This is a genomic window from Pseudomonas sp. GW821-FHT03A09, from assembly GCF_059421065.1.
Genome location: NZ_JBWKUX010000005.1, coordinates 208,008 through 228,937 on the forward strand (window position 1 = coordinate 208,008; position 20,930 = coordinate 228,937).

At 48.6% G+C, this 20,930-nt stretch carries 19 protein-coding genes and 1 pseudogene; all 20 read right to left on the reverse strand.

The window, feature by feature from the left end; genetic code table 11:
• Positions 1-51 precede the first annotated feature (51 nt).
• The 20 genes and pseudogenes from AC07V4_RS11290 to rpsA all read right to left on the reverse strand — a co-directional run bounded on the left by AC07V4_RS11290 (position 52) and on the right by rpsA (position 20,838).
• Positions 52-2,049 carry a polysaccharide biosynthesis protein gene (locus AC07V4_RS11290; RefSeq protein WP_492636264.1) on the reverse strand — a complete coding sequence of 666 codons (1,998 nt, stop codon included), beginning with the start codon at positions 2,047-2,049 and terminating at the stop codon, positions 52-54.
• A 121-nt stretch (positions 2,050-2,170) separates the two neighbouring features.
• Positions 2,171-2,731 (reverse strand): sugar transferase, encoded by a 561-nt coding sequence (locus AC07V4_RS11295; RefSeq protein ID WP_492636263.1) that lies wholly within the window; start codon positions 2,729-2,731, stop codon positions 2,171-2,173.
• A gap of 27 nt (positions 2,732-2,758) precedes the next feature.
• Positions 2,759-3,865 carry an acyltransferase family protein gene (locus tag AC07V4_RS11300; protein WP_492636262.1) on the reverse strand — a complete coding sequence of 369 codons (1,107 nt, stop codon included), beginning with the start codon at positions 3,863-3,865 and terminating at the stop codon, positions 2,759-2,761.
• On the reverse strand, positions 3,858-4,868 hold the full coding sequence (locus AC07V4_RS11305; RefSeq protein ID WP_492636261.1) for a UDP-glucose 4-epimerase family protein: 1,011 nt from the start codon (positions 4,866-4,868) through the stop codon (positions 3,858-3,860). The genes AC07V4_RS11300 and AC07V4_RS11305 overlap by 8 nt, the downstream gene beginning before the upstream one ends.
• Before the next feature lie 2 nt (positions 4,869-4,870).
• Entirely contained in the window at positions 4,871-5,977 is a 1,107-nt protein-coding gene (locus AC07V4_RS11310; protein ID WP_492636260.1) for a DUF1972 domain-containing protein, read from the reverse strand.
• On the reverse strand, positions 5,967-7,061 hold the full coding sequence (locus AC07V4_RS11315; protein WP_492636259.1) for a glycosyltransferase family 4 protein: 1,095 nt from the start codon (positions 7,059-7,061) through the stop codon (positions 5,967-5,969). Before AC07V4_RS11315 ends, AC07V4_RS11310 begins: the two co-directional genes overlap by 11 nt.
• 11 nt (positions 7,062-7,072) lie before the next feature.
• Complete coding sequence (locus tag AC07V4_RS11320) at positions 7,073-7,762, reverse strand: acyltransferase (protein WP_492636258.1); 690 nt, start codon at positions 7,760-7,762, stop codon at positions 7,073-7,075.
• Between the two features lie 5 nt (positions 7,763-7,767).
• Positions 7,768-8,637, reverse strand: coding sequence for a glycosyltransferase family protein (locus tag AC07V4_RS11325; RefSeq protein WP_492636257.1), 870 nt, complete (start codon positions 8,635-8,637; stop codon positions 7,768-7,770).
• Positions 8,612-9,793: a hypothetical protein gene (locus AC07V4_RS11330; RefSeq protein ID WP_492636256.1), complete on the reverse strand. Its 1,182-nt coding sequence runs from the start codon at positions 9,791-9,793 to the stop codon at positions 8,612-8,614. Before AC07V4_RS11330 ends, AC07V4_RS11325 begins: the two co-directional genes overlap by 26 nt.
• 50 nt (positions 9,794-9,843) lie before the next feature.
• Positions 9,844-11,292 (reverse strand): hypothetical protein, encoded by a 1,449-nt coding sequence (locus tag AC07V4_RS11335; protein ID WP_492636255.1) that lies wholly within the window; start codon positions 11,290-11,292, stop codon positions 9,844-9,846.
• A gap of 13 nt (positions 11,293-11,305) precedes the next feature.
• Complete coding sequence (locus AC07V4_RS11340; RefSeq protein WP_492636254.1) at positions 11,306-12,565, reverse strand: O-antigen translocase; 1,260 nt, start codon at positions 12,563-12,565, stop codon at positions 11,306-11,308.
• Position 12,566: 1 nt separating this feature from the next.
• Positions 12,567-13,697, reverse strand: a complete 1,131-nt coding sequence (locus AC07V4_RS11345) for a DegT/DnrJ/EryC1/StrS family aminotransferase (protein ID WP_492636253.1) — start codon at positions 13,695-13,697, stop codon at positions 12,567-12,569.
• A 69-nt stretch (positions 13,698-13,766) separates the two neighbouring features.
• Positions 13,767-14,195 carry a sugar 3,4-ketoisomerase gene (locus AC07V4_RS11350; RefSeq protein WP_492636405.1) on the reverse strand — a complete coding sequence of 143 codons (429 nt, stop codon included), beginning with the start codon at positions 14,193-14,195 and terminating at the stop codon, positions 13,767-13,769.
• A 3-nt stretch (positions 14,196-14,198) separates the two neighbouring features.
• Positions 14,199-14,744: pseudogene (rfbC, locus tag AC07V4_RS11355) on the reverse strand (dTDP-4-dehydrorhamnose 3,5-epimerase); the annotation flags it as partial.
• Positions 14,744-15,634: a glucose-1-phosphate thymidylyltransferase RfbA gene (gene rfbA / locus AC07V4_RS11360; RefSeq protein WP_492636252.1), complete on the reverse strand. Its 891-nt coding sequence runs from the start codon at positions 15,632-15,634 to the stop codon at positions 14,744-14,746. The pseudogene rfbC and the gene rfbA, both read right to left, overlap by 1 nt.
• 621 nt (positions 15,635-16,255) lie before the next feature.
• Complete coding sequence (locus AC07V4_RS11365; protein ID WP_492636251.1) at positions 16,256-17,617, reverse strand: Wzz/FepE/Etk N-terminal domain-containing protein; 1,362 nt, start codon at positions 17,615-17,617, stop codon at positions 16,256-16,258.
• A 401-nt stretch (positions 17,618-18,018) separates the two neighbouring features.
• Positions 18,019-18,258, reverse strand: a complete 240-nt coding sequence (locus tag AC07V4_RS11370; RefSeq protein WP_492636250.1) for a lipopolysaccharide assembly protein LapA domain-containing protein — start codon at positions 18,256-18,258, stop codon at positions 18,019-18,021.
• Positions 18,259-18,280: 22 nt separating this feature from the next.
• On the reverse strand, positions 18,281-18,577 hold the full coding sequence (ihfB, locus tag AC07V4_RS11375; protein WP_003189779.1) for an integration host factor subunit beta: 297 nt from the start codon (positions 18,575-18,577) through the stop codon (positions 18,281-18,283).
• Between the two features lie 133 nt (positions 18,578-18,710).
• Complete coding sequence (locus tag AC07V4_RS11380; protein ID WP_492636249.1) at positions 18,711-18,995, reverse strand: hypothetical protein; 285 nt, start codon at positions 18,993-18,995, stop codon at positions 18,711-18,713.
• A 157-nt stretch (positions 18,996-19,152) separates the two neighbouring features.
• The gene (gene rpsA / locus AC07V4_RS11385) at positions 19,153-20,838 is read right to left on the reverse strand and encodes a 30S ribosomal protein S1 (RefSeq protein ID WP_016975322.1); all 1,686 of its coding nucleotides are present in this window, start codon (positions 20,836-20,838) and stop codon (positions 19,153-19,155) included.
• Positions 20,839-20,930: the final 92 nt, after the last annotated feature.

The following is a 20,930-nucleotide window of genomic DNA, read 5'->3' on the forward strand; positions in this document are numbered from 1 at the left end:
CTGAAAAGCATTATCAACGTCGAAACTGAACAGCCCCGTCTTCCGGGCCTCTCAAGGCTCCAGCCGACGCTGCTGATAGATCCAATCAACAATTTCACCATCTGGCGTATAACCGCTGACGGTGTCACGCAACAGTTGGCGAACACGGTTATAGTCGTCCTGATCGACGGCGGCGAGCAGTTCGGAGAGTTTTACCTTGAGCGCCTCCCACGGCAGGTGATCTTCATTGGCGCTCATGATCATCGGGTGTGGGGTCGCCACAACATTGTCACCAATCAACAGCTCTTCATAGAGCTTCTCACCTGGACGTAATCCCGAGAATTCGATGGCGATATCACCATGAGGATTTTTGTCGGAGCGCACGCTCAATCCGGACAAGTGGATCATTTTCTCAGCCAGCTCAACGATCTTGACGGGTTCGCCCATATCCAGCACGAACACATCTCCTCCCAAACCCATTGAACCCGCCTGTATGACCAGTTGAGCCGCTTCGGGAATCGTCATGAAATAGCGGGTAATTTTCGGGTGAGTAACCGTAAGCGGCCCACCCGATTTGATTTGCTTGTGAAACAACGGGATGACCGAGCCGGAAGAGCCCAGTACATTGCCAAAGCGCACCATTGTGAAACGGGTTTTATTGACTCGGGATACGTTGGATTTGTCACCGAATAGAACAGGGGCAATTTCGCGGCTCAAGGCCTGGAGCGTCAGTTCTGCAAGGCGCTTGGTGCTACCCATGACATTGGTCGGGCGCACAGCTTTATCGGTAGAGATCAGAACAAAATTGGAGGCGCCGGCCTGGAGTGCAGCTTGAGCCGTATTGAGTGTGCCGATCACGTTATTGAGCACGCCTTCCGCAATATTGTGCTCGACGATAGGAACATGTTTGTAAGCAGCAGCATGATAAACAGTGTCTACGTGCCAGGTTTTCATCACATCGAGCAACTTGGACTGGTCACGTACTGATCCTAGGATTGGCAGTAACTTGACGGGCAACGAGTTACGCGTAATACGTTGTTCTAGTTCAGATAGAATACTGTAGAGGTTGAATTCACTGTGTTCGAATAACAACAGGGTGGTAGGTTTCAAATCCAGGATCTGCCGGCACAGCTCAGAACCAATTGACCCGCCCGCACCGGTTACCAGGACATTCTGCCCCTTGATGCAATGTTCAAGCAGATCATCTTGCGCCGGCACCGAATCACGACCAAGCAAGTCGGCGATATCGACTTCTTGAATATCATCAACCTTGACCCGCCCACTGGCGAGGTCCATGAAACCAGGAACGCTGCGGACATGGAGCGGAAAACCCTCGAGGAACCCGAGTACTTCACGACGCCGACCACGGCTCGATGAAGGAATCGCCAAGAGAATTTCCTGGGCACCGGTCGCATCGATCATTCGCTGAATATGCTTGGGTTTATAGACTTGGAGACCGGAAATGACACGATCCGAAATGGTGGTATCGTCATCAATGAACGCTACAGGTCGCATGACGCGTCCCATACGTAGTGCGGCAACCAATTGGTTACCTGCCGCGCCCGCCCCATAAATTGCAACCCGTGGCAAGCCGTCCTCGCGGCTGGTAAAGGGCACATGTTGAGCGGCAGCGAACCAATCACCCAAAAAGTACTGGCGCATGGTCAAGCGCAGGCCACCTACCATAATCAGGCTCAACCACCAGTAATTGAAGATAATTGAACGAGGAACGACGTTCTGATGATTACTGTACCAGTAGACGACCACACCGAGGATCAGCGACGAAAGGCTGACTGCCTTGATAATAGCGACCAGTGCATCGTTGCCGAAATACCGCATTACAGCGCGATACATGCCAAAGCGGATGAAGAGCGGGATTGCGATCACCGGTGCGGCCAAAAACAGCCAAAGATGCATTTTGACGGGGTTGATCATCTCGTCGATACCGAGGCGAACAACAAACGCCATCCACAGCGCTAAAAAGACCAGAACAACATCTGCAAATACCTGAATCAATCGTTTTTGATGTCGAGGCAGCTTCAGTAGCCAAGTGCGCAACCGGTTAATCATGATTCACCTACGGTCCATGCGTTAGATCAAAAACTCTTGTCGACCGCGCAATAAACGCAGAACAAAAAGCACACTGCACAATGCCTGCCTAAACAGGTCAATCGTTAATGCCCCCATGAAATCAATGGGAAACACCATCCCGCTTGATTACCTTCAAGGCTGTCAAAAACAGGATTTTCAAATCGAAAAAGAAATTCATATTTTTCGCGTAATAAGCATCATAGCCAACCTTAACCGGTATCGGCAACTCATCGCGACCGTTAACCTGCGCCCATCCAGTGAGCCCTGGCCGAATCAGGTGCACGCCTTGCTCCGTGCGCAATTCTATTAGGTCAGCCTGATTGAAAAGCGCAGGACGCGGCCCGACAAAACTCATGTCACCCGCAATGATGCTCCACAATTGAGGCAGTTCATCCAGGCTGGATTTTCGAAGAAAGTTTCCAATGGGTGTCAGATACTGAGAGGGGTCCGACAGCAAGTGAGTAGCCACCGCAGGCGTGCCGGTGCGCATTGAGCGAAACTTAGGCATCCTGAACACAGCATTATTGACACCCACGCGATCCGACCAATACAACGCAGGTCCCCTCGAGGTCAATTTAACCGCTATCGTAACAAGCACAATCGGGATCAACAGTATGAGCAGGGCGAATAAGCTCAATACAAGATCAAAAAAACGCTTCATGTTAAGCACCAACCTTTCAATTCAGAGCTATTTAGTTGAGTATCTGTTAAATATTTTTGAGAACCGGGCAAAGGATTCAGACAACCGCTGAGCCACCGTCCTTTTGCGTAAAATGCAGGGGTGCTCGATAAAGTGCCAAGACAACACTGCAGGAATAAGTGCAAACGCAAACGCCACGAAGATCATGGCGATGGGGGATATTCCCTTCCAAAGGTGAGCCAATATCTCCTGGGTGGGAAACGCATATATGTATAAGCCGTAAGAGTAGTCACCTAATTTATTGTACTGCCGGGCAAACCACTGTGTATTGAAGCCTGCATAAAAAACAGAGTAGCCCCAAGCAATCACGAAGGCTTCAACAAAAACAGGAGTCTTGTACAAAAATAATGCACCCAACCAACAGCCCACTAAAATTCGGTAGTTCAATCGAATATTGAATTTGTAGGCATACAGAACCATGCCAACTACAAATGCAAAACTCCATTGCACCCACATACGCATTTGCATACCTGGGTGAGTGTAGCCTTCCTCAAGCAAAAACCTGAATGTAAAATAAAATATAAAATAGGCTACGAAAAATAATGACACCCTGCGAATGCGCTTTAAACACCCAAGCATGCCGAGGACTAAAACCAAAGCGTAGAGCAAGACTTCATAATACAGGGTCCATAATGACCCATTAATTCCTGGATAAGGATTATCCTGAAAAAGCCCAGGCAACTGAAAGTGAATATCCTTTAGCTTCAAATTAGCTGTTATGTAGCTATAGACCTCACTCGAGGAAAAATAGTCACGCACATCCATAACAGTAAAAAGTGGACCAATAACTAAAGCGCTTAGAACCAGAACAACCAATAGCGCCGGGTATAGCCTCAAGATTCTTGCAACTACAAAGTCGATATTCGTCTTGGAGCGCTCGTAGCTCAGGGATATGAAAAATCCTGAGATACAGAAAAACGTGAACACCCCCAGGCCACCGAGAGAGATCCCAAGTTGTGCCACGAGCGGTTCGACTTCGCTAGCACCGCGCGACAGTGGATAAGCGTGGGAAATCAGCACAAAAAGCGCTGCGACCATGCGGATAAAATTGAAGTTATTATCCCTCGACTTCAGCATTTCGGCCAAATTACCCATGGGAGGTTCCAGCTTCTTTAGCCCGATAATGAAGTGCCGTAATAGCAAAAGCCTTGTCAACGCTAACGGGTGGCACCCAACCTAGACGCTCCCGCGTATCGCTAATATCAACCTGAAGCGACCCGCATAAACGTTGAAAAAACTCTTTCTTACCTACCAGAGAGGCCGCCAAGGCCAAAAGGCCTTGTGGAAATGCAAACAACCGAGACTTTTTATTCATGGCCACGGCCAGCTTGTCCAAAATCTGGCCGATCGATAAGTCTTCACCATCACTTGCCAAAAAGACACGATTTGCTGCGGCGGGATGATGAATGCACAGGCAAATCAAATCGACCAGATTTTCAACAAAAATCAGGCTTCTGCGATTGCTAATAGTGCGGAATGGAAGCGGCAGCCCTTTATCGACGGTTGCTATCATCCTTTCAAAATTCGCTTTTACGCCCGGCCCGTAGACTAAAACAGGCCTGATAATCACAACTTCCATTACAGCCTGGCTGGCCAGTTCCAACAGCGCTTGCTCCGCTTCCATCTTGGACACGCCGTAAGCATCAAGAGGAGCGGGTGTGTCTGAAGAACTAAACGCCCTGTTCGCCTCCGTCTCTTCACCATTGACCTTGACGGAACTTATAAAAATAAAGCGTTTGACCCCTGCCGCTGCGGCTTGCCGGGCGAGATTGAGCGTAGCCTCTACATTGACCTCACGAAACGCCTGCAACGGATTGGCATGCGTTTCGTTCATGATATGCGCTCGGCCAGCAGAGTGAATCACTGCATCCACTCCTTTCAACGAAACAGACCAGTCGTTTCGTCCCGACAGTGACTGAACCACATGATCCTGTACACCTGGCAATGTCGTGGCAGTAGGTTTACGAGTAACGTTGACGACCTGATACTTAGCCTCCACGAGAGCCCCTAATATCGAGCGGCCCACAAAACCAGTGCCTCCAGTAAGAAGCACTTTGGGCATTTCAGGCGTGGGCACGGCGTTCAAATCATCGAACATATTCAGGCCTTATCAGACGACAGCAATTGTTTGAACAACTTATCATATTGAGCGGAAACGCCTTCCCAACGATAACGACGCACGGCTATTTCATGCATTGTCTCGCTCAGTTCCCTGCGCTCGGACTCATCGCCAAAAAGGCGAGAGGCATGCTCGGTGAGCTCTTGGCTGGAGGAAAAGAACTTGGCACTGTCTTCGGTAGATGCCCGATTGAAGGACACATCAAAAGCAATAATCGGCAAACTCAGCCACATCGCTTCCACTAATGAAGGGTTGGTTCCGCCGGCGCTGTGACCATGGAGGTAAATAGTGGCATTACTGCGCAATGGGCTCAACTCATCGCCATTGTAGATCGGGTCCAGCAGATGCAAATTAGCTGCGTCTGAGTATTTATCCTGAAGCGCCTGCCCATATTCACTTTGCTTCCAATTCCCCACAATCACCAGGGGCAGGCCACTGGCATGGAAAGCCTCGACAATGACGTGAATATTGTTTTCAGGCTCAATCCTGCATACAGAAAATGCATAGGGCTCACGAAGGAACGGGTAGCGCTCCCTATCGGACTCGTCCAATACACGAGTCTTCGCCTGATCACCACCGTAGGCGATCAAAGTGCTCTCGCGACCGTACTCGCTACGCACATAGTCCTGGAGGACCTGATTGTCAGTCACCACGGCATCAGAATACTTGACGGCCACGGCCTCTGAAAACTTCAGGAATTTTTTCGCCAGGGGTGACCACTTCGCACGCTTCCATTCATAACCATCAATATTTACGACAATTTTCTTTTTTGTCAGCATCTTGATGAATGGAAGTGCAATACAACCTGACACACCTAAAATGACCAGCACATCGTTCTTACGGTAGGCATGTAGCATGCTGACTATGTCATAGGGAATACTTTGCACACCGTTGGCTTTCAACGGAATATAAATCAAGTCAGCGTTACCGTATTTCTTGGGTTGAGACGAGTAAGATTTAGAACTGCAATACACTGAAATATCGTAATCGCGATCCAGATAGGTTACCAGTTGCTCAGATAGCGTCTCCCAACCGCCATACTGCGCAGGAAGACCGACTGTACCAATGACTGCAAATTTAGTTCCCATCAAACACCCCAAGCACACCACTTTCGAATTTTTCACTTGAGAAACTAAGTGATTTCAACTTTGCCGCTTCAGACAAGCTATAACACACATCAGGATTACTCTGGAGGTACACCAGTTTTTCCGCTATCTCTTCGACCCGATCAGAAGACATCAAAAAACCTTCAATGCCGTCGGATACGAGCTCAATGGGTCCACCTACTGGAGGAACAATGCATGGAATGCCAAAGGATAGTCCTTCGAGAATCGTCAGGCCGAAGGTTTCAACCCACTCGTTCGGTTTTGAAAGACTAAGTAAAACACTAGCCTTTTGATAATGGGGCACAACATCCGCACAACTTGAAACAACCTCCAAATTGCCAGGAAGGGTAATACTTGAAAAAAACTCAGCCACTTCCGCGTCAGTCGCTCCAAGAACCAGCTTCAGCTTTACCGCCGGATTGCTATTCAACAATTTAGCAATCTCGACAAATTCATTGACCCCCTTATATGCTTTCAACGAGCAAATCATCAGCACATTGAATTCGTCATCAATAAGAGGTTGATATGAATGGCGCTGAGCTACCAAGGACATACTATGCGGGAGCGAATTGTAGATCACACGATTATCAATATTTGAAAATCCTTCGTTTTGCGCAAGAAAGTATGAAACAAAAATATTTTCACTCGAACACTTCTCAACAATCCAGCGCAAAAATAACTTTAATGGTTTTGGACGAATTGACGTTTCGTGAATATGATAAACAACCTTTACCCCAAGAACTTTACCAGCCAAAGCCGCACCAAATGGAAGCAACGTATTAACATAAAAAACAGCCGACTTATCTCTATACCCCAACAATTTAATAAATAGCAGAAGCTGCGATATGCTGTAGCTTACCAGCGTCATTAACTTGTTATCAAAACGCTTATAGAAATAACGTTTCTGAATGCAAGGCGCTGAAGATAAAAACCCAGCATTCCCCTTCCCACCCAAGAATAGCTCGGCCTCAAATCCTTCTTTTGACACCGCCTCAATAACCTGAGAAAGAACTTTTGGGCTCCCGCTGTAGTCATTTAGCAAATGAAAAAATATAATTTTTTTCACTACACATCCTTTTAGCTACGTTCTTTTATGCGTTTTGCCGGGACACCAGCATAAATCGAATTAGCGGCGTATCGCCCTGCTTTTAAAACAGCTCCAGCGGCGACAACACAGCCATCCTCCAAAATCACCCCATCCAGCACCGTGACTTTGGCTCCAATCCAACAGTTGCTACCTATGTGTATGCCTTCATTATTCACGCCCTGAAGGCGGATAGGTATTGAGGGATCAGAAAAATTATGGTTTTCAGAGTGAAAAGAAACGTAGTTTCCAATGATGGTATCATCGCCGATGGTAATACCTCCGGCACAGCCAAGGAAGCTACCGCTGCCTATACCAACATCGTTACCAACCGAAAGCCCTTCGCCCAGCTTTGTCAAACTGCCGGTGCATTCAATAATAACATTCTTTTTCAAGGAAACCCCGCGACCAAAGGTAATCCCGTTGACGGCCAATGCATCGATAAAGCACCCATCATCTACCACCAGCCCTTTGCCCGCCTGGATCATTGAACGAGCCTTCACAGTAACGCCCTTTCCGACCAGAATGACTGACAGCCTTCGAAATTTTAAAAAACCATTGACTGCCATGAACGCTTTCGATACTACAAAATTGAATAGGTAACTGTCGGGAATTTTCTTGTCAATTTTCATGCCTCTTTTTCTCACCTTCAAAGAAAGAAGCTCGACCAGTTCTATCAACATGATTATTACTCTTTAAAAGAAGAAAAATATGAACTAAGGAAACCCATATCCCTATACGACATGCTTTTTCTTAGCGCCGAAACAGCCAAGTACGTCTCCATCACCCCACGAAAAAGAAAGCTCTTCCGCTCAAAAATGACCCTGAAGCCCCGAATCATTTCCTGAAAACGAAAGATCGCGCGGTCAGGGCTATCTGATGTGTGTTCGGATAGATCATGCTGCAGGGCGGTATCCAGCACATAAAAATGCGAATAAAAGGATTCATACCTCACAAAAAAAGCAGTATCCGTAACATAGAATTTCAAACGCTCATCGAAGAGAGGTGACATTTTTTCATAGCACGACCTTCTAAATATCACGCCGCTATTAATTGCGAGCTTATTGATCGAAGAATTAACTCCTGCATTGACAGCAGATGAGAGCCGACCGAGAAACCACAAACGCTCGCCTGGACTTACCAACCTCTCTCCCGAGTAAATTTTTGGCAGCATCACACCATACGTGTCAGCGGGTGATGCTGCTTCAAACTCTAACGCACTCACAATTGCATCGACATAATTCTGACTAGAGTAATCTGTATCATCATCAGAAATCATGAAATGCGTAGCACCACCGGCAAAAGCCTTGTCAGCAACAGCATTATAAATCTCGGACAAACCGTTATTCTTACCTACCAACCAAGTCAAACTATCTCTTATAAGTTCGGGCGAGCACTCCGGAGTGTTGTTCCACACAAAAAACTCAACCGTAATCCCCTTCTCCTGAAAATAATCAACATTATTCAGCAATGTTGTTATAGCAGCAGAGTCCTTATAATGCCTCTTATACAGAACAATCAATATCGAAAGCTTAGTTTTTACGATATTTTGATTCATACATCACCACCACTATAACCAGCGCAAAAAGGTACAACACAACACTATTGGTATATGACTGAAAAAAGAAGCTGCTCAGAAAGAATGGGTAACTGATGATTAGGTAATCTGCGGCACCTGCCATAAAGGCACTATTGCCCAGTCGCAGTCGCTGGGCAACCCCCACAACTTTACTGTAAAAACACACCAGGCCTATCATAATAGCCAGCCCTATATAACCTGAGGAGGACAATAGGTTCAGCCAAAACGAATCAAACCAATATGCCTGTCCCGGCCCGATAGCTCCGAAACCCAGCCCCAATGGCATCGACCCCAGTGAACCCAGGACTTCCGACCACTGCCGGACTCGATCCAGAGCAGAGAGATCGTCCGTATACCCCAACGCGAGGTAAATAAATATCGAGCACGTAAAAAAGAAAAGGTAGCTATACCCCAAAAAAGAGATAAACCCCCTTCTCTTGAATAGCTGCAATACCAGAAGGAAAAACATGGCAGACACCATCCCAATTGCTGCAGTTCTGACTGAGCCATAAACAATAAGGATGGTCGAGAAAAACGCTACGGCGATGTAAACCAAGAAGTTCAGGTTATATGTTTTTTTTCGGACAGCCTGCACAAGTAAGCAACAAGCGAAAAGCGCTGTATTAAGAACAAAGGCATTAAACTCAAGGGTGCCGGTGAAAAAGCCCGACATCCTTGGATTGCCTTCGCGCATGGAGTTATAGGTTTCTAACTCAAAACCTTTCTCAGACAGCAAAGGCCAATACCAAAACTGTTCCGCGTCACTGATAGTCAGGTACTGATAAATCGCATAACAACCCGAGATGAACGTCATCATTGCAAGCGTGGAGAACATGACTCGCAGTTTGACTTCCAGCTCTACTCCCCGGCACATTGAATTCAGCATCAACGCAAAGAGTATCGGCATGGCAAATGAACGAAACATTCGAAAGGACGCGTCAGACAGCTCTCCACACATCAAATAAAAGAAAATGAAGAACACAAATGCTATGAGCTGCTCTTTGTATTGCCTAGGTATCGAATGGCGAGTTCCTGCTTGAAAAAAAACAATCAACGTCGTGAAAAGAACATAATATAAAACTACACCTTCGCGCCAAGCACCAACGGCAGAAGGTGCGTGCAGCGTCAAGATCATGTAATCCGAGAGCATCAACATTATTATAAAAAAACGCAACCCCAGCACCCTCATGACTTGCTGGACCTCAGATTCTTTACAACAATACTTTTAAGCCTGAGCAATGCCAACTTTGCAAGTACTTTCATCTTCTGCACTGCATTAAGCTCAAGCAGTAGGGTGTACAGAAAATGCTTATCGAAATCTAACAACCTTGATACAACTGCGGGGGGAATAGCCGAGCTGATTTTCCCTATCTGCTCATAGACAGCAATATCTCCCGTCCAAGCGACGTACTTTTCCATTTCATTAACGCATACAACACCTTCATACAGGCATGCTCGATAACGTGACTTAACGGCTTCATAACCATTCACGGCGAACACTGACGCAATGGTCTGCTCGTCATTATTACGATGCAAAATACTGTCGATGAACTCGTCTACACTTTCATCTTTCAAGTTATCCGCTGGTGAATAACCTTGTATGGGCGCACGAAGGCCAACGCACCGGCGACCACTGACCAGTTGTTCCGCAAAAGCGGTACCTCCTGGCGTAGGATAACTATCAACGTAAAAATCAGCCCCCTCCAAAAGTTTTAAGTAACTTTCATAGGGTACTGACGACAGAATCTTAAATCGACTGCCATATCGAAGCTTAAGTGGCCACCACCAAAAATTCGTATATGGGCTGGCACCTACTATCCAGAATTTCGCATTTTTAAACTCTGATAGAACCCGATCGATCGCCGGCCGCAGATCGTAGTTTTTAACTGGCTTGAACTTGAACGGTGAGGCAGCACTGAAAAAATTCAATGCATCTGTCTTCTCTGGCAAGCAATGTTCTTTTGAGACACGATGACTGGTCAACGGAATCCCTAAGAATGACTTCTCTCCCGGGATATTTTTTTTCATATCTCGGTGCCGACCAAATGTACTTATCTCAAAATATATATCTGCAACGGAACTCCCATAAGTAAACACATGGTCAGCATGATTAACAAAAAATATCTTTGCACTGCTGATCTTTTTGACAATGGAGCACGCGATGACAGAAATCATGTCATCCGGATGGATATGCAACACCACCCTCTTATAATTTTTTAAATACCCTACAATCTCCGCAATCTTCTCCAGCGGAGTACCAGGTTTAACTACCGCACACGCCTCGAAAAACTTTCGCGTACGCTCAACGGCTTTTTCATCACTTACGCGAGTAATCAGCAGATCTGGCTTTTCCGCATGCATCGTGGAGAGCTGCTCCATGAGTCGGGTGTGCCCACCTATCAAATAGGGCTCCGAAATCACATGAACACAATCTTTAGCCGGTTGTTGAAACTCGCCTTTCGGGAACACACTCACGCACCGTGCGGTTAATGTGGCCTCCAACTCAGGTTCATCATAGACCCCTTTATCGACAGACCACAGAATGGCACCATACACTTCCGCCAACTCGATACTTTTATTAATATCTTTTTGCGTTAGAATTAAATCGCGAATTGAAGATAGCAAGCGACTCATAGGCAAAAAGACCTCAAATTTTAGTATTTTTATTTAGCTTTCTATAAATAAGAAAGTACATGACAATCAAGTAGATACCGTAGTTGAGCGCGTGAGCCCAAGTCACACCGATAGGTCCACCCCATTTCGTCAGCATCACTGTCAGCACATAGAATCCAAATGCAAAAACCACTTCTGTCAAGATATACATCTTGACCATCGCCTTGCCCAGCATCAAGTAAGCCAATATCCAGCTTGCGATTTTCAGGGTATCTCCCAGCATCTGCCAGGCGAAAAAATCTCTCATCGGGCTGAACGCCCCCGTGAAGAGTAGACCAATGATGAAATCTCTCAGTAGATAGATTGCCAACCCGCAAACCATTGCTACCGGCAAAATCAACTTATAGCCCTGCAGAATTTCGTTTTTGATTTCCTGTGGATCCACCAACTCTGATAACTTCGGTAAAAAGTAAAGGCCCAGTGTCGTTGTCACTACCAGTAAGTAAGCCGTGCTTAAACGCCACATGGCCTCCCAATATCCAGCTGTTTCCCAGCCGTACTCCCCACCCAAATAGTTCCGCACTAGAATATGGCTGACTGGCACACAAGCGGCAGTCGTGAGTGCCATGGCGGTAAACTTTGTCAAATTTATCGCGATCTGCTTGTCCATGCGCCCCAGAAAGTTGGACATCCGAAACCACGGTGTCCTGTAACAAAGCAAGCATGTTACAAAAAAAGCAATAGACTGATAGAGCACCAATGAAACCAAGGCGCCATATAACCCAAACTGCACAACCATGATAATGGTCACGATCAAGGAAAGCAGGCTTCCCCCGATATTGGCCAATATATACCGGTTAATCTCTTTTTTGCCGTTAAGAATAGCGAGTAACAAGGTATTGAAAGAGAAGAAGACGACGGTCGCAGCGCACCAGATAAAAACACTGTAGAGCGACTCATCATTGAAGCACCAAGCCGCCAACGGCTTGCTGAAGATGACAATGAGAACAGATGTCACAATTGACCCGATGAAAGCGATAGTGCCTGCCGTTCGCCACACGCGGCGTTGCGCGTCTTCATCCTCCTGAAACTCGGCTGTGTATTTGGTCACTCCGGTGCTGATAGCACCGGTGGAAAATGTCGTCACCATTTGCACTGCGTTTTGAAACTGACCTAAAGCGGCATAGCCCGACGGCCCGACATAAATGGCGAGCATCTTATTAATGCCCAACAACGTGAGCATTTTAATGATGACAGCAATACCGTTGAGAAAGCTGGTTCGAAGCAACGTCATATCATGCTTCTACAGAAAAGCTGTTACAGGCTTCAACGACACGCTGAGCCTCGGCGTCAGTCATAACCGGGCTAATTGGCAAACTCAACACTTCCCTGTGAATGCACTCAGTAATAGGGAATGACTTATTATAAAAATCAGCACCCGCGTAGGCTTGTTGCTGATGCGGCGGAATAGGGTAGTGAATTAGTGTTTGAACACCTGATGCCGCTAGATGACCTTGCAGGGCTTCGCGGACCTCTGAGCGCACGACAAAAAGATGCCACACGTGTGAGGTATGGTTCATGACATCAATGCCTGAATCCAATGGCAGTTTGATCAACGGATTCTTTATTCCCGCCATATAAATTGCAGCAACGCGTCGGCGCGCTTCGGTCTGAGCCTGAAGGTATTTAAGCTTCACGCTCAACATCGCGGCTTGCATTTCGTCCAACCGACTGTTTACGCCCTGCACAAGGTTCTTGTATTTCTCATGTGAGCCGTAGTTTCGCAGCGCCTGAATCATATGGACCAGCTCTGTGTCACTGGAAGTAATGGCGCCGGCATCGCCCAATGCCCCCAGGTTTTTACCTGGATAAAAGCTGAAGCCGGATGCGTCACCCCAATGACCCGCACTTTTACCAGCCACTTGTGCACCATGAGCCTGCGCGGAATCCTCAAGCACCAGCAGGTTCTCGCGCTTGGCAATCGCGTCGATGGCAGGCATAGCCGCCAACTGCCCATAGAGGTGAACAGGCATGATCAACCGGGTTTTTTCAGTTAGCGCACGTTCGATGTTCTCGGGGCACAGGTTGTAGGTGTCGACGTCCGGCTCAACCAGCACCGGCTTCAGCTTATTTTCAGTCACAGCCAGCAACGTCGCGATATAGGTATTGGCCGGAACAATGACCTCGTCGCCGTCCTTGAGCTTACCCATTTCTTTCCAAGCGCGAATCGTCAGGGTCAGTGCGTCCAACCCATTTGCTACACCGACGCAATGGCGCGCACCGGTATAGGCAGAAAACTCCTCTTCAAAGCGCTTGAGATGTTCACCTTGAATATACCAACCAGAATCAATGACACGTGTCGCAGCTTCTACGAGTTCTTCGCGGAAAGCCGAGTTCAATGACTTTAGATCGAGAAATGGAATCATCAAAAATACCTGACGTCAGTGCTTCGTTATTAGGTGTATGAAGGCGCAGGCAGATCTGCACCGTCGAAATCAAGCGTATCGTTTTGCCGCGCGAAGAAAATCATCGTAATTTCGCAGGTAATCGCGCTCATCATAATGATTGCTGGCAAATACCAGAAGAACGCAATCTTCACTGAAGTCGTGCATCTCGCGCCAGATCAGGTTCTTGATATGGATGGCCTTGTTTGGAGCATCGAGCCATATGGACTCCTGTTCCAAGCCGTCATCGAGCAGAATCCTGCACTTGCCTGACAGGCAGATAATGTACTGCTCCAGCCTGTAGTGCGCGTGCGATCCCCGGCTGACGCCAGCCTTGGTATTGAAGATGTAATAGGCTCGCCTGACATCAAATGGAATGTCACGCCCCTGCTCCAAGGCAATCAAACTGCCACGGTCATCACCGATTATGCTCAGCTCGTGCGACGTCACATCGCCCGTCAATGCTGAAATTGAAGACATCACGTCTGAGAGCAACGGCGCTTCGTTATCCTTCTGACTGACAATCAATCCTTCAGTGACCGGCCACTGGATAGCGATGGAAGGATCACTCCAGTTAATCGACGCCTCACATGCCTTAGAGTAAGTGTCCGTGGTTTTGTAGAGAAACTCCGTGTTGTCTTCCAACGCTAAAAACCCGTGCGCGAAACCTTCCGGAATCCAGAGCATTCGTCCATTCTTGGCGGAGAGCTCGACCCCCACCCATTGGCCAAATGTCTCCGAGCCTTTTCTGATGTCAACCGCGACGTCGTAGGCACTGCCTGCGGTAACCCGTACCAGCTTGCCTTGGGCATGGGGTGCGCGCTGAAAGTGAAGCCCTCTCAGGACGTGCTTTTTTGAGCAAGAGTGGTTGTCTTGCACAAAAGGACGCGGAATGGGGTGACCTAGCGCGGCAAGTTGCTCATGAAACAAAGGCTCATTGAAGCTCTCCATAAACCATCCGCGGTCATCTGCGAAGATTTTGGGCTCAATGACGACGACGCCGGCCAGCTTGGTTTCTATAAACTTCATCAGTTCTTATGCTCTGTCAGAATCTTTTGCAGGTACTGGCCATAGCCGGTTTTGCTCAGGTGCTGTACTTGAATCGCCAATTGTTCGGGTGTGATCCAACCAGCATGGAAAGCAATCTCTTCAAGGCAGGCCACTTTCAAGCCCTGTCGATGTTCGATGGTGTGCACAAACTGGCTCGCCTCCAAAAGAGACTCGTGGGTGCCTGTATCCAACCAGGCGAAGCCTCGCCCCAACATTTCGACATTCAAGCTCTGCTGCTCGAGATAAACACGATTTACATCGGTGATTTCAAGCTCGCCACGGGGCGACGGGCTGATACTCTTGGCAATCTCCACGACCTGGTTATCGTAGAAATACAGCCCTGTAACGGCATAATTCGACTTCGGCCTGGCAGGCTTTTCCTCGATGCTCAATACTCGCCCAGCGGTGTCAAACTCAACAACGCCAAAACGCTCCGGGTCCGAGACGTGATAGCCAAACACCGTGGCACCAGAAGACTGGGACATGGCTGAACGCAGGTTGTCGGAAAAATGCTGTCCGTAAAAAATATTGTCGCCCAGGATCAAGCACACAGGATCTTCGCCGATAAACTCTTCACCAATGATAAAGGCCTGTGCCAGCCCATAAGGGCTAGGCTGCTCGGCGTAACTCAATTGCACACCGTACTGACTGCCATCACCGAGCAATTTCTTGAAGCCCGGTAAGTCATCTGGCGTTGAAATAATCAAAATTTCACGAATGCCTGCCAGCATCAAAACGGACAGGGGATAAAAAATCATTGGTTTGTCGTAGATTGGGAGCATTTGCTTCGACACTCCCAGCGTCAACGGATAGAGGCGGGTACCCGCGCCTCCGGCAAGAATAATCCCCTTACGCTTCAACATTGTCATACCTGAAAAACATCCTTACCGTTGATTCCCCCACCATTCCGACAGAGGCTTACTTAGGTTTCCCTGAATTACTCGCTACTCGGCCAATGCCCATAGCTGGCCTGTAGAAAACACTGGAACAATAAATATCGCAAAACGCTCACCACTACCTCCCCAGCGTCACCTTTCAATTCGCACCGAAGACAACGGAAGGAAGACCTCAGCCCGCGACGCCAACGCCATATGAACGAGGGCTACAGAGAGCGTGATGATACAGCGCTCACCCCCCATTTCAATAAAACGCATTGTGAAAAGCCTGCAATAGCTTCGACCCCAAGCTCGCTGACATCACTACGCCGCACTTCTTGCACGAGTGATCAACTCCCAAGCACTGGTCATTAGAGCTTGGCCAAAATCAGGGCTTGGGGGCCTTCATACAAATTGAAATCCGAAAGAGGCAACGCTGGAAAAAATCCCCTTGCCCTAGAGGCTGGAATTAATACGCCCCGCCGCTGCCGCACATTGGCGAACACCACTTTTAGGCTGGGCTGAGATAGAAATGCCAGGAAACGCCCCCGCAACCCGCCCCACGAAACAAACAACGAATCAAGGCGCTTACATCACAGAGGCTCGCTGCCTGTTTCAGCTATCGCCGGGTTGAAGCGCTGTACGCTCCTTTGATGGCTTACCCATAGCAGTTGAGAGCAAAGGCGTGACATCTTGTGTTATGTGTCGACCGCTGATCATGAAGTGCCTGACCAGAGCAGCCAAGACACCCAGAATCACGCCAACTACTCCCCCAAGGATCAGTATCAGTATTTTCTTCGGATTGATGGGCGAAAGCGGTTCCAGAGCTTTGCGGTCAATGGTTACCAACTTCATATTACTGATGTCGAGGTTGCCTAAATTTTGCAGGCGCACGACTTCAGCGCGTAGAGGCTCAACCCCCGAAAGAAAAAGGTCTTCATTTTGACGCTGCTTGAGCACCTCAATTTCGCGGTTGCTCTGCAACAACTGAAGCTCACGAGCAATTTGAGCGATTCGACCTTCAGTAAAATCATCAGACTTGCGCTGCAGTAATGCGGTGCGCTCGGCTGTCAGCGCTTCAACTCCCATAAAATAGAGAGGGACTTGCTGATTATTAATCTCTGTCCGCATTACGCTGTTCTCACCTGCACGAGCAGTCTTCTCTCCCAACGCAGAGGGTGTCGTCGGCTTTTCGATACCCAGAGACTTGGCAATCGTGATCGCCTCACCTAATAGAGCAATCCGATCTTGACGCGCAGTCTTGATTTGCTGGCGCAGCGCTTTCAACTCATCCTGCAACTGAGCGCGCTTGAGATTATCAGCCTCTTGGAGCGTCGCTATTCGCGCATCCTTATCCGTCTTATAGCTAGAGCGAGCAGCTTCAATCTTGCCTTCCAGCTCGGTCAGGCGATTTTTAACAATGACCTTCAGATCAGCAGCGATCTGCTGACGCTCGGCGTCAATCGCGTAATCGACAAATTTATTGAGGACACTGACACCGTCGATACCTTTAGGATAATTGAGCCCAAGGCCAATATATGCGCTCAGAGAGTCAGATTTTTTGGGGTCAGGAAGTACTAACTTCAAGGAATCACGATTAAAAGCATCAAAGCTTTGCTCAAGCGTTCTGCCTGGTCGCTCGAACGGCTTGAACAAGGCTTGATTCGCCCTAAAAAAGTTCAAACGGGTCTCATAGGACTCTAGGGAAGCCCCCACCTTGATGAGTGCATCCCCCGGAGGTAGCCGATAAACTTCTGAACGATTCAGTGCGTCGAGCTCGTTAATAGCAGCAGGGCGCAACACGCTACTTACTTGATACTCAGGAGTCGCAGTAAAAGCATAAGCTGCCGCAATCAGGGTTACCCCGGCAGCTACAAGAAGAACAAGTGTTTTTTGCTGCCAAACCGCCTTGAAAACGGCGGCAATATCAATTTCGCCGTGCGGCGGTGCGGGGGGAATGCGGAAGCTACTACTCACAACAAAAACCTGCCTTCAATGAGAAACTGCGGGCTCGTTATGCAGACAAGATTGTGTATTTTTATTTTAATTGGATGACCGTCAAAACTCAGCGTCGCTGCCGAGCCTGGGGCGCACAAAATGCCCGTTTTCGAGAACAGGCTTCATTTTGCCAGCCCTCCGACATATTACAAGGCTTGACAGGACTGTAGTATCGATCCTACATAGCAATAAACGCCGATTGTGGGGATTTTCCAAATTTTTCCGACAGATGCTGGCTGAAAAAATCAAGCCCATGCTCCAGAGCATAAGCAGTTAGACCAATTGTCAGAGCACAGTATCACTGTCCGACTCGGAACTACCTGGAAGAAAGGTGTGCAATGAACAGTCAGAGAATCGAGATCGAAGCGGGCAACCACTGTCTATAACTCACCCTTCGCAGGCGAACGATACTTACGCCATACCCGAACGCCTAGCAAGGGCCCTATCATCATCCCACCAATCAAAGCGAGCACAATATATACAGCCACTGGCATCTGTGCGGTACTGAAGCCCAAGAACGACAGGGAAATCGCTTGCTGATTTTCCAGCACAAAGCCAAAAATCATCAGTACCACAACTACCAACATTAACACCGCTAAAAAGCGCTTAACCCCACGCATAGTCTTCTCCCCCCAAAAACACTCAGACGCCCTCTTCCTCTTCTTCGTTCACCCGATCGCGCAACTCCTTGCCCGGCTTGAAGTGAGGTACGAATTTGCCGTCGAGACTGACGGATTGGCCAGTCTTTGGGTTGCGGCCTACGCGCGGCGCGCGGTAATGGAGTGAAAAACTACCAAAGCCACGAATCTCGATGCGATCTCCGGTAGCCAGACACTGGGACATTTGCTCAAGCATAGTCTTGATAGCCAGCTCCACATCCTTGGATGAAAGCAGCCCTTGATGGGTGACAATTCGTTCGATCAACTCCGACTTCGTCATATTTTTCCCTTCTTTTTCAAGCAGCTAGGAAAAGCGCTTCGAAGGTTTTAGCATGACTTGATGAATTTGAACAGCCCACGCGACAACTTATCGACAGGACATACCACCCTCTCTGTAAATACGCCTTACCGCGTCAATTACAGATGACCAGCATCGTACGCGTTACGGCACCAGCGGGATTCCAGCCAAACAGGTAGTCACCCTCTTCATCTTTGGCATCACTGGACCGAGTCACAACCTTATAGCCTTGCAGCTTACACTCTCGCGAAGCGCGCTTTTCACACTTGTCCCAGCCCGAACCGAGCCCCGAGCAATCGATCTCAATACCACTCACACCACGCTTGGCATGGGTCTTGGCACTGGTCGCAGCGCACCCAGCGAGTAACACCACTGCACATACTACGGCTAGCCTCTTCATTTAAATCCTTACTGAACAACAACACGGAAGTCGCCCTCCTGAAACTATAGTCAGTTCTGACCCTTAGCTATAGACCTTGCTTCTCGGTTGTTGATTCAACGAATTTCAAACACAAAAAAGGGCGACCGAAGTCGCCCTTTTTACAGCCTTACAGAACTTAGTTCTGTTTAGCCATTGCTTCGCGCAGCAGGGAGGCCATGGTGGTCTCGCCTTGTGCAGCTTCTGGAGCCGATTTCAGGCTCTGGATAGCTTCTTTCTCTTCAACTTCGTCTTTCGACTTGATGGAGAGTTGGATTACGCGGCTCTTGCGATCAACGCTGATGATCTTGGCTTCTACTTCCTGGCCTTCTTTCAGAACGTTACGCGCGTCTTCAACGCGGTCACGGCTGATTTCGGAGGCTTTCAGAGTCGCTTCGATATCGTCGGCCAGAACGATGATGGCGCCTTTGGCGTCAACTTCTTTCACAGTGCCTTTAACGATTGCGCCCTTGTCGTTCTCTTGAACGTACTCGGAGAACGGATCGCTTTCCAGTTGCTTGATACCCAGGGAGATGCGCTCGCGCTCTGGGTCAACCGACAGGATAACGGTGTCCAGCTCGTCGCCCTTCTTGAAACGACGAACAGCTTCTTCGCCAACTTCGTTCCAGGAGATGTCGGACAGGTGAACCAGGCCGTCGATGCCGCCGTCCAGACCAATGAAGATACCGAAATCGGTGATCGACTTGATGGTGCCGGAGATTTTATCGCCCTTGTTGAACTGGCCAGAGAAATCTTCCCATGGGTTAGATTTGCACTGCTTGATGCCCAGGGAGATACGACGACGCTCTTCGTCGATGTCCAGAACCATAACTTCCACTTCGTCGCCGACTTGTACGACTTTCGAAGGGTGGATGTTCTTGTTGGTCCAGTCCATTTCGGAAACGTGTACCAGGCCTTCCACGCCTTCTTCCAGCTCAGCGAAGCAGCCGTAGTCGGTCAGGTTGGTAACACGCGCGGTTACGCGAGTGCTTTCTGGGTAACGGGCTTTGATAGCAACCCATGGATCTTCACCCAGTTGCTTCAGGCCCAGGGAAACACGGTTGCGCTCGCGATCGTATTTCAGAACCTTGACATCGATCTCGTCGCCAACATTGACGATTTCGGATGGATGCTTGATACGCTTCCAAGCCATGTCGGTAATGTGCAGCAGGCCATCCACGCCACCCAGGTCGACGAATGCGCCGTAGTCGGTGAGGTTTTTGACGATACCTTTGACTTGTTGGCCTTCCTGCAGGGATTCCAGCAGAGCTTCACGCTCGGCGGAGTTCTCTGCTTCCAGGACGCTGCGACGGGAAACGACAACGTTGTTGCGCTTCTGGTCGAGCTTGATGACCTTGAATTCGAGTTCCTTGCCTTCCAGGTGCGTGGTGTCGCGCACTGGACGAACGTCGACCAAAGAACCTGGCAGGAACGCACGGATGCCGTTAACGTCGACAGTGAAGCCGCCTTTAACCTTACCGTTGATAACGCCCTTGACCACTTCTTCAGCTGCGAAGGCTGCTTCGAGAACAATCCAGCATTCAGCGCGCTTGGCTTTTTCACGGGACAGCTTGGTTTCACCGAAACCGTCTTCAACCGAGTCCAGAGCAACGTGAACTTCGTCACCGACATTGATAGTCAGGTCACCAGCATCGTTGTAGAACTGTTCCAGCGGGATCAGAGCTTCAGACTTCAGACCAGCGTGAACGGTTACCCAGCGAGCTTGGTAATCGATATCAACGATAACACCGGTGATGATGGAGCCTGCCTGAAGGTTCAGGGTTTTTAGGCTTTCTTCAAAGAGTTCCGCAAAGCTTTCGCTCATTTTAATTCCTGTTGATAAGGGCGAAGAATACGCCCATCTCCACACCCCAGACGGTGTGGGTCAGTTTCAGTTAAAAGAAGCCACCGCAGGAC